The sequence below is a fragment of the Rhizorhabdus sp. genome (assembly GCF_018006725.1).
GTDB lineage: Bacteria > Pseudomonadota > Alphaproteobacteria > Sphingomonadales > Sphingomonadaceae > Rhizorhabdus.
On record NZ_JAGMXV010000182.1, the window covers coordinates 1 to 9,275 of the forward strand.

Genomic DNA, 9,275 nt, shown 5'->3' on the forward strand with positions numbered 1-9,275 from the left:
GCGTGATGGAGAGGGACACACCAGCCGAGCTGCATCCGCACATGCGGGCCATGCTCGAACGCCGCGCGGCACTGAACCTGCCGGGCTTTGCCGAAGGCAGCGTCGAGGATGCGCGCCGCAGCTTTGCGCAATCGCAGGCAGCGCTCCCGAAGGATCGCGGCGCGAAGGTCGCCCAGATCGAGGATATCGAGTTCGCGGGGGTGGCGGCTCGTCGCTATGTGCCGCTGGCGTCGCGCGGGCCCGGCGTGATCCTCTATTTCCATGGCGGCGGCTGGGTGTTCGGTACGCTCGACGGCTTCGACCCCGTGTGCCGCCAGCTTGCGGCGGCGAGCGGGCTGGAGGTCATCAGCGTCGACTATCGGCTTGCGCCCGAACACCCCTATCCCGCGCCGCTCGATGATGGCTGGGCGGTTCTCTCGGCACTGGCCGGGACCGGGCGGCCGATCATCGTCGCTGGAGACAGCGCAGGTGGCAATATCGCGGCTGCACTGACGCTCCGTGCGCGCAAGCGCGGTGGGCCGGCCATAGCGATGCAACTGCTTTTCTATCCCGTCCTGTCGCCGGATTTCGACCGGCCCTCCTATCGCCTCTACGGGGCAGGCGGGCATTTCATAACGCGTGCCGACATGGCGTGGTTCTGGGATCATCACGTCCCGGCCGAGCGTCGGGCCGAAACGGAAGCTGCGCCCTTGGCGACAGAGAGTTTCGCGGGGCTGCCCGAGGCGATCATCGTCCTCGGCCAATGCGACCCGCTTCACGATGAAGGCCGCGCTTACGCCGAAGCGCTCGGTCAGGCGGGCGTCCGAGTCCGCCTGCGCACCCACGACGGCATGGCCCACGGCTTCGCGACTCTCATCGACCTGCTGCCGGCGGCCAATGCGGAGATCGACAGAGTGGGGGATTTGGTCGGGCGGGGGCTCGAGGCTGGGTGGGGTGAGCCAGCTGCGCAGGTCTAACTTGCCGATTTTGCATGGCAGCCGTGCCGGTTTCAGAATTGTTCTGATCGCAAGCTGCCGTAGAACCGGCCTAAATCATAAATCCGAGGGGATGCAGAATGTTGAGGCAAATCGCGGCGCGCGATCTCTTTCGTGCGGGTGTAGCCGTCGGGGCGCTGCTCGTTGCGGCGGCCCCGGCTCATGCGCAAAATGCGGGTGACACCGCTGAACAGCTGACGGCGGGTCAGATCGAGGATATCATCGTCACCGCGCGGCGCGTTTCGGAAAGCGCACAGAAGACCCCGCTTTCGGTCAGCGCGATCTCCTCGCAGCAGTTGCAGACGCTCAACATCGTCCGGATCGAGGGCCTGACCCAGCTGGCGCCCAGCCTGCGCGTCACCCAGGCGAGCGGCAGCGGCAACGCGCCCGCAATCTACATCCGCGGCATCGGCACGCTGTCGACCGCGCTCTATGTCGAGCCGGCGGTCGGGGTCTATGTCGACGGCGTTTATACCCCGCGCCCGAGCGGCAACACCTTCGACCTGCCCGACATTGCCAGCGTCGAGGTGCTGCGCGGGCCGCAGGGCACGCTGTTCGGCCGCAACACGACGGGCGGCGCGATCGTCCTCAATACGCGCAATCCCACCGAGGAAGCGGGGCTGAAGGCCGACTTCTCCTATGGTTCACGCAACGAGATCGTCGCCTCGGCGATTGCCCAGCTGGGCCGCATCGGCAGCTCGCCCTTTGCGGTGAAGCTGTCGGCCCAGACGCACAGCCGTGACGGCTGGGTCGAGGCGCCGGGCTATTCGAAGGCCAAGTGGGGCGGCGCGCTCGACAGCTATGGCTTCGGCGGCGCGATCCGGGGCGAGATGGGCGCGCTGACGATGGATTTGCGCGGTCGCTATAACAAGATCATCTCCTACACCGGCTGGGAGGCGCTCGCGGCTTCGACCGTCGGCCGCGCCTATTTCGGCAATGCGGGGCAGAATTTCGGCCCGGCCTATCCGATCGGCGTCGGCCCGCGCGACTTCTCGGTCCGCGATCCGCGCACCGACGGCAAGTCGGCGGTCGAGACCTATGGCGGCGCCTTCACGCTCGATTACGACGTCAGCGACGCGCTTTCGATCAAGTCGATCACCGGCTATCAGCGCATCGACCAGAATCTGCGCGGCAATATCGGTGGCGGATCGACGCGCGGCATCGTCGCCAATCCGGTGGTGCCCGGCCAGAATCTCGAACCGGTCACCGCGCATGTGACCCCGAACAATCCGGGCGATCAGAAGCAGTTCACCCAGGAGCTGCAGTTCCTCGGCACGCTCGGCGACTTCAACTATCTGGTCGGCTTCTATTATTATGACGAGAAGGTCGACGAGACGATCACCACGATCCTGAACTCGCCGATCTCGCCGACCGTCGCGGTCCGGCTCAACCGGTCGACCAGCTACTCGATCGATTCCAAATCCTATGCGGGCTTCGCGCAGGTCGGGTGGAAGCCCGCCTTTGCCGATGGCCGGCTCGAGATCGTCGGCGGTCTTCGCTACACCGAGGACAAGAAGACGCTGAACTCTACCTCGGTCCAGACGACCACCACCACGACGACTCTGGCACAGTCGCGCAAGGACAAGTGGGACAATGTCGGCTGGCTGGGTTCGGCCAGCTATCAGATCACGCCGCAGGTCATGGTCTATGGCCGTGCTTCGTCGGCCTATCGCTCGGGCGGCTACAACGCCCCCACCGTCGGCGCGCTGCCCTTCGATCCCGAAACGGCGATCAGCTATGAAGCCGGCCTCAAGAGCGACCTGTTCGACCGTCGCCTGCGCCTCAACCTGTCGGCCTTTCAGACCGACTATGACGATCTGCAGGTCAACGGCTACAACATCCAGACCAACACCAATCAGCTGACCAACGCCGGCAAGGCGCAATATCGCGGCTTCGAGGTCGAGGCGGTGGTGGCGCTCGGCGATTTCCGCTTCGACGGCAATCTCGGCCATGTCCGCCCGAAATATAAGCGCTATATCCTCGCCGTCGCGGGCGTGCCGACCAATGTCGCGTCGCAGGCCGAGTTCGCCAATGTGCCGCACTGGACCTACCATGTCGGCGGCCAGTATAAGTTCGATGCGGGCGATGCCGGCACCTTCACGATCCGCGGCGACTATGACGGCAAGAGCAATTCGCCGACCTATACGCTGATCGCCCAGGCCCCGAACACGGCGCAGGTGCCGCTCTATGGCAAGGAATCCAACTACAGCGCCCGGATCATCTGGGAGTTCATGGCCGCCGATCGCAAGATGCGGGCGCAGGTCTTCGGCGAAAATCTGTCGAACAACCGGTTCATCACCTTTGCGTCGGACTTCGGTGCGATCATGGCCGGCACCTATAGTCGCCCGCGCTATTTCGGTGCCGCACTCGGCATCGAACTCTGATCCCCAGGGCGAGGAGCGGCGCGCGATGGAAGGGGTGAACGCTTCATCGGGCGTCGCTCCGGCGTCGCTGGCGGATATGAGCCGGCTCGACGGAAAGACCGCGCTGGTGACGGGCGGGGCGTCCGGCATCGGTCATGGCGTCGCCATGCATCTGGCGGAGGCGGGCGCGAGCGTCGTCCTTCTTGATCGGAACGCCGATGCTATCGCGACGGCCGTTGCGACGATCGACGGTGCACGGTCGGTTGCGGCCGACGTGACCGACTGGCAGGGGGTCGAAGGAGCCCTCGCGGCGTCTCTCGGCGAAAAGCCGATCGATATCCTGATCAATGCGGCGGGCCTCTTCCCCTCGGGCGGAATCCTCGATCTCGAGGAAGCCCATTGGGACATGCTGCTCGACGTCAATCTTAAGGGCGTCGCGCGGCTGTCACAGCTGGCGGCACGGCGGATGCAGGCGTCGGGCAAGGGCGGAGCGATCGTCAGCATCGGATCGGTGCAGGCGCTCCATTCGACCGCTGGTAAGGCGGCTTATGCGTCGTCCAAGGCGGGGCTCGAGGCGCTGACGCGCGTCATGGCGATCGAGCTGGCGTCGTTCGGGATTCGGGTCAACGCCATCGCGGCCGGCCCGGTGCTGACCCCTGCGGCCAAGGCGCAGATCGCAGCGCTGCCGGCGGGCGCCCTGAATGTTCGGCCGCTCACCAAGGGGCTGATGCGGCCCGGCGAAGTTGATGAAATCGCCCGCGTGGTTCATCTTCTGGCCAGCCCTGCCGCATCCTTCGTGACTGGGGCTGTCTGGACGGTCGACGGCGGTCTGACGCTGGGCTGACGCTTCCGGCAAAGCCGAACCGCTTGCCGTCCCGATCGCCAATGATGCAGGCTCGGCAATGGAGGAATGCTCCAACGGGAAGTCTCGCCCGATGCGGCGATGCTATCGTCTGAAAACAGAGGATGAGGAGGGATGCCATGGCCGCGGTCGGGGGCATAGTGAGTGATACGCCGGCAACGGCGCCTGCGACCGAATTGCCGGCGTGGCGGCGCGCGCTGGTCATCTTCATCCTGCTGACGGGCGGCATCAAGTCCGCCCTCGCCTTCACCACCGTCGTTCCCGCACTCCAATTGATCGCCAAGGAGTTTGGCGGGCAGGGTGACGACGTGCTGAGCGCGCAGTTCGTCGTGACACTGGCGCCCGTCGGGATGGCGCTGTCGGGCCTGCTCGCAGGCCTCGTCGTCTCGAACCGCAACCTGCGCAACACGATGTTCCTGTCGCTCGGCATCTGTACCGTGGCCGGGCTCATGCAGCTGGTGGTCCAGGATTATTATCTGCTGCTTGCCAGCCGCTTCGTCCTGGGGTTCAGCGCCGTCGTCGCGGATGTCGCGATGACGAGCATCCTCGCCGCACAATTTGCGGGAGCCCTGCGGTCGAAACTGATCGGCTATCGCCAGGCGATTTCCTCGATCGGCACGGTGTCGACGATGCTGCTCGGCGGCTGGCTCGCGCAACATTATGGCTGGCGCGCGCCCGGCATCATGTTCCTTCTTCCCGGCTTCATGCTGCTGCTCGCCTTCATCGCCTTCGATCGTCCGATCCACCTCGAGCGCGCGCCGAAGGGCGGGGAGAGCTTCTCTGTCTGGCAGCTGTGGCCGCTGCTCCTGCTGTCGCTGGTGATGTCGATCGGCCACACCATGCCGTCTTTCCAGATGCCCTTCCTGTTGCGCGATAATGGCATCACCAGCGCGGTGCTGGTGTCGCGTGTGCCGGCACTCAGCTCGGCGGTGTCGATCATCGCGGCCTTTGGCTTTGGCTTCGTCTATGCGCGTCTCGGCGCCTGGACGCTGGTCGCGGCGGCGATCCTGATGGGTACGGGCTTCATCGGCGCAGGACTTGTTCCGACCTATGAGCTGATCCTGCTCTGCGTCGTGATCGAAGGAATCGGTGCCGGCTGGACAATGCCCTTCTTCCTCAACCGTTTTCTCGACAAGGTCAGCCCGTCGCAGCGCAGCTCGGCGATCGGTCTGGTACAGTCCTCCCTGTTCCTCGGGCACTTCCTAAACCCGATCCTGACCGCCCCGATCCGCCTCAACCTGGGGATTCATGCGACCTTCGTGGCGGTGGGCGCCGCTCTCATCCTTGTCGCGGCCTTCATCGGCGCATGGACGCTCGCATTCCGGGGAAGCAGGCGCGGAATCTAGCTCGCTGCGATGCCGATACGCGAAGGGCGGATGCGGTTGACTCAGATCAATTTTTTCTATCTTATAAAAGATAGCTAATACAGGAGATGAATCGATGCCTTTGGGTAGCAGCAGGCTGATTTCGGCGGACAGTCACTTCAATGAACCGGGCGACCTGTTCACGAAGCGCGTGGCCGCGAAATTCAAGGACCGCGCGCCTCGCATGGAGAGTTTTCCGGAAGGTGACGGCTGGATTTTCGAGGGTCTCGATGGTCCGCGCAATTTCGGCTGGAACGCCTGCGCCGGCCTGCCGCCCGAGGACATGAAGGCGTGGATGCGCTTCGAGGATATGCGCAAGGGCGGCTGGGATCCGGCCGAGCGCGTCAAGGAGCAGGACCGCGACGGCGTCACCGCCGAAGTCATGTATCCGACCCCCTCGATCCAGGCGGCGATTGCGCTCGTCGAGGACGAGGAATTCCACCTCGCTCTTGTCCGCGCCTATAATGACTGGGTCTCCGAATATGTGGCCTACGACCCGAGCCGCTTCTGCGGTCTGGTCTACATCCCCAACCGTGGCGGCGTGAAGGTCGCGGTCGAGGAAATGGACCGCGTGCTGGGTCGTCCCGGCATGCGCGCGGTGATGTCGCAGGCCTATCCGACCGGCACCACCGTCATGACCGACGAGCATGATTATCTGTGGGCCGCGATCCACGAGCGCGACGTCTGCTTCAACATCCATGTCGCGCTGGGCATCTACAAGCCGTCGCCGCACAAGGCGAAGCTGCCGGGCTATGGCCGTTTCTTCGATGCGCCGAACCGCTGCATCGAGTTCATTTTCAACGGCGTGTTCGATCGCTTCCCGAACCTGAAGGTCGCCTTTGCGGAAGTCGACTTCGGCTGGGTGCCCTATGTGAAGGAGCAGATCGACAATAATTATCAGCGGCTCGAAAAGGTCAGCAATTTCGGTCTGAAGCGCCTGCCGTCCGAATATATCGATGAGCATTTCTACTTCGGCTACATGACCGACAGTTTCGGGCTCGACAATCTCAGCTACATGAATCCGGAGCGGGTTCTGTGGTCGACCGACTATCCGCACATCAGCGCCGACTATCCTTATAGCTGGCGCACGATCCAGGCCTCGATGGCCGGCGTGCCGGGGCCGACCAAGGCTGCGATCCTGCACGGCAATGCCGAGAAGCTCTACAAGTTTCCGGCGGCGGAAAAGGTAGAGACCCGCCCGAAGCTGGCGGCTGCCTGACACAGGCGGTGACCGGGTTGGCAGTGCGCCATGGCGACTGTCGACCCGGCTCCCGTTCTTTCCTGTCGTTTCCGCCGAGCGTGGCAAGTGGCATCGCACCACAGAGTGCGAGCGGAGCGCTGGCGGAGGAGGCGGATCGGGCCGGTTGACGGCCCACATCATGGCAATGATACCTAATTTACAGTCGACGAGGGGTAGGAGGGATTGCTGTGAAGCCGCTTGAGGTCGCCCGCAGCGGGCGCGCCGATCCGGAGGCTGCTGCGCGGTATCGCGCCGCTGGCTTGTGGGGCGATCTGACCCTGTCGCGCCGGGTCGCCGAGCTGGCGGAGGCCAAGCCCGACGCCGACGCCTATGTCACGCCCGAGGGGCGCTTCAGCTGGCTCCAGTACCACCAGGCAGGCAACCGCATCGCAGCCGAAATCCTGGCACGCGGCCTGCCGCCCGGATCGCGCGTCGCCGTCATCCTGCCCGATGGCCCGGCCGTCCACGCCGCGCTGCTCGGAGTCGAACGGGCCGGCATGGTGGCGGTCGGCATCGGCGCCCGTGCGGGCATCGCGGAGATTGCCCACCTTCTCAAGCGGACCGGTGCGGGCCTCCTGATTGCGCATGACCGGATGCGCGACCAGTCGATCGCTGAACTCGTCGCGGCGGCGCGCGGGCAGGGTGCGCCTCTGTCGCAATGGCTGGCGGTCCCGGACCTGATCGCCCATCCCGAATGGATCGGCTCTGCCCCCGTCGACAACACCGACTTCCCCGAGAGTGACCCCGACGCCCTGTTCCTGATCAACTCGACCTCGGGCACGACCGGTATGCCCAAATGCGTGATGCACACGCAGAATCGCTGGTTCTATTTCCACAAGCTCGCTGCAGAGGCCGGGCGCTTCGGCGAGGACGAGGTGTTCATGGGCGCGGTGCCGGCGCCCTTCGGCTTCGGTCTCTGGACCGCGCATTTTTCGCCCACCGCGCTGGGCGTGCCGACCGTGGTGCTTCCGCGCTTCGATGCCGGCCTGGCCCTCGACCTGATTGAGCGCGAGCGGGTGACCGTGCTGTGCTGCGTGTCGACCCAGTTCATCATGCTGCTCAACGAACAGGCCGAGCGTCCGCGCGATCTGTCGTCGCTGCGATCGATGTTCACCGGGGGCGAAGCGGTGCCCTACAAGCGCGCCGCCGAGTTCGAGGAGGTGACCGGCGCGGCGGTCCTGCAATTCTACGGCTCGAACGAGACAGGGGCGCTGAGCCGCACCACCGCAAGCGACAGCCGCGAGCATCGGCTGAAGACCGCCGGCCGCATCATCGACGAGATGGAGGTCCGTCTGTTCGATCCCGCCACGGGCGCAGAAGTCGAAGGCAGCGGGCAGCCCGCCTGCCGGGGACCAGCCACCTGTCTCGGCTACTGGGACGATGACGAGGCGAACGCCAAGCTGTTCACAGCGGACGGCTGGATGCTGATGGGCGACATCGTCGACGTCGATGCGGATGGCTATTTGCGTGTCGTCGGTCGGACGTCCGAGTTCATCATCCGCGGCGGCAAGAATCTGTCCGCGCCCGCGATCGAAGCCGAGGTCGCGACCCATCCCGCCGTGGCGCTGGTTGCAGCCGTCCCGGCGCCCGATCCCGTCTTCGGAGAACGAGTCTGCGTCTATGTGGTCCCCAGGGCCGGGCAGGAACTGACGCTCGACCAACTGACAACGCATCTCGCCGAGCGCGGCGTGTCGCGCGAATGGTTTCCCGAATATCTGGTGCTGATGGACGAACTGCCGCGCTCCTCGGGCGGCAAGGTCGCCAAGGGGGCGCTGACCGACGATGCGAAGAAGCGCTGGGCGGTGCCGGCATGAGCTACGAGAATCTGACGCTTACCTATGAAGGCCGCACCGCGCTTCTGACGCTGTCGCGCGCCGAGAAGCTCAACCCGCTCGACTGGTCGACGGTCAAGGAATTGAAGCGCGCCGTCGCCGAGATCGAGGCCCGCGAGGGCGTTGACTTCGTCCTGCTGACCGGCGCCGGCCGCAGCTTCTCGGCCGGCGGCGATCTCGACGGCTATATCCGCCTCTATCGCGAGCCTGCCGAGTTTCAGGCTTTTCTCGACGATTTCTACGACATGCTCGTCGGCATCGAGAAGGCGCGCGCGATCTGGATCGCGGCAGTCAACGGCGTCTGTGTCGCAGGCGGGATCGAACTGCTGCTGGCCTGTGACATGGCGATTGCCGGGGCCAGCGCGCGCATCGGTGACGGCCATCTCAACTTCGGCCAGCTGCCGGGCGCGGGCGGTTCGCAGCGCCTGCCGCGTGCGATCGGCCTGCTGCGCGCCAAGCATCTGATGCTCACCGGCGAACTGCTCGACGCTCCGACCTCGATGGCCTGGGGTCTCGTGACGAAAGTTGCGGCCGATGCCGAGCTGATCGCCGAGGCCAAGCAGTGGATTGCGGGCATGGAGACAAAGAGCCCGGTCGGTCTGGCGGGCGCCAAGCGGCTCGCGAACATGACGCTCGATAC

Annotated in this window: 7 protein-coding genes; all 7 read left to right on the forward strand. The window is 65.2% G+C overall.

The genetic code is table 11. The features are described from left to right. On the forward strand, positions 1-956 hold a 956-nt coding region (locus tag KAY22_RS20140), incomplete at its 5' end, for an alpha/beta hydrolase (protein WP_296625043.1). A 98-nt stretch (positions 957-1,054) separates the two neighbouring features. Further along, positions 1,055-3,358: a TonB-dependent receptor gene (locus KAY22_RS20145; protein WP_296625044.1), complete on the forward strand. Its 2,304-nt coding sequence runs from the start codon at positions 1,055-1,057 to the stop codon at positions 3,356-3,358. Between the two features lie 25 nt (positions 3,359-3,383). Further along, entirely contained in the window at positions 3,384-4,181 is a 798-nt protein-coding gene (locus KAY22_RS20150) for an SDR family NAD(P)-dependent oxidoreductase (RefSeq protein WP_296625045.1), read from the forward strand. A 137-nt stretch (positions 4,182-4,318) separates the two neighbouring features. Beyond that, positions 4,319-5,545 (forward strand): MFS transporter, encoded by a 1,227-nt coding sequence (locus KAY22_RS20155; RefSeq protein ID WP_296625046.1) that lies wholly within the window; start codon positions 4,319-4,321, stop codon positions 5,543-5,545. A 94-nt stretch (positions 5,546-5,639) separates the two neighbouring features. Further along, entirely contained in the window at positions 5,640-6,782 is a 1,143-nt protein-coding gene (locus KAY22_RS20160; RefSeq protein ID WP_296625047.1) for an amidohydrolase family protein, read from the forward strand. A gap of 209 nt (positions 6,783-6,991) precedes the next feature. Further along, positions 6,992-8,617 carry a class I adenylate-forming enzyme family protein gene (locus tag KAY22_RS20165; RefSeq protein ID WP_296625048.1) on the forward strand — a complete coding sequence of 542 codons (1,626 nt, stop codon included), beginning with the start codon at positions 6,992-6,994 and terminating at the stop codon, positions 8,615-8,617. Then, positions 8,614-9,275 (forward strand): enoyl-CoA hydratase/isomerase family protein (locus KAY22_RS20170; RefSeq protein WP_296625049.1); only part of this gene is annotated, 662 nt, incomplete at its 3' end. The genes KAY22_RS20165 and KAY22_RS20170, both read left to right, overlap by 4 nt.

What these genes read in the sequence shown, in the direction of transcription:
- KAY22_RS20155 (WP_296625046.1), top strand. Translation starts at nt 4,319, where the DNA reads ATGGCCGCGGTCGGGGGCATAGTGAGTGATACGCCGGCAACGGCGCCT.
- KAY22_RS20150 (WP_296625045.1), top strand. Translation starts at nt 3,384, where the DNA reads ATGGAAGGGGTGAACGCTTCATCGGGCGTCGCTCCGGCGTCGCTGGCG.
- KAY22_RS20160 (WP_296625047.1), top strand. Translation starts at nt 5,640, where the DNA reads ATGCCTTTGGGTAGCAGCAGGCTGATTTCGGCGGACAGTCACTTCAAT.
- KAY22_RS20145 (WP_296625044.1), top strand. Translation starts at nt 1,055, where the DNA reads ATGTTGAGGCAAATCGCGGCGCGCGATCTCTTTCGTGCGGGTGTAGCC.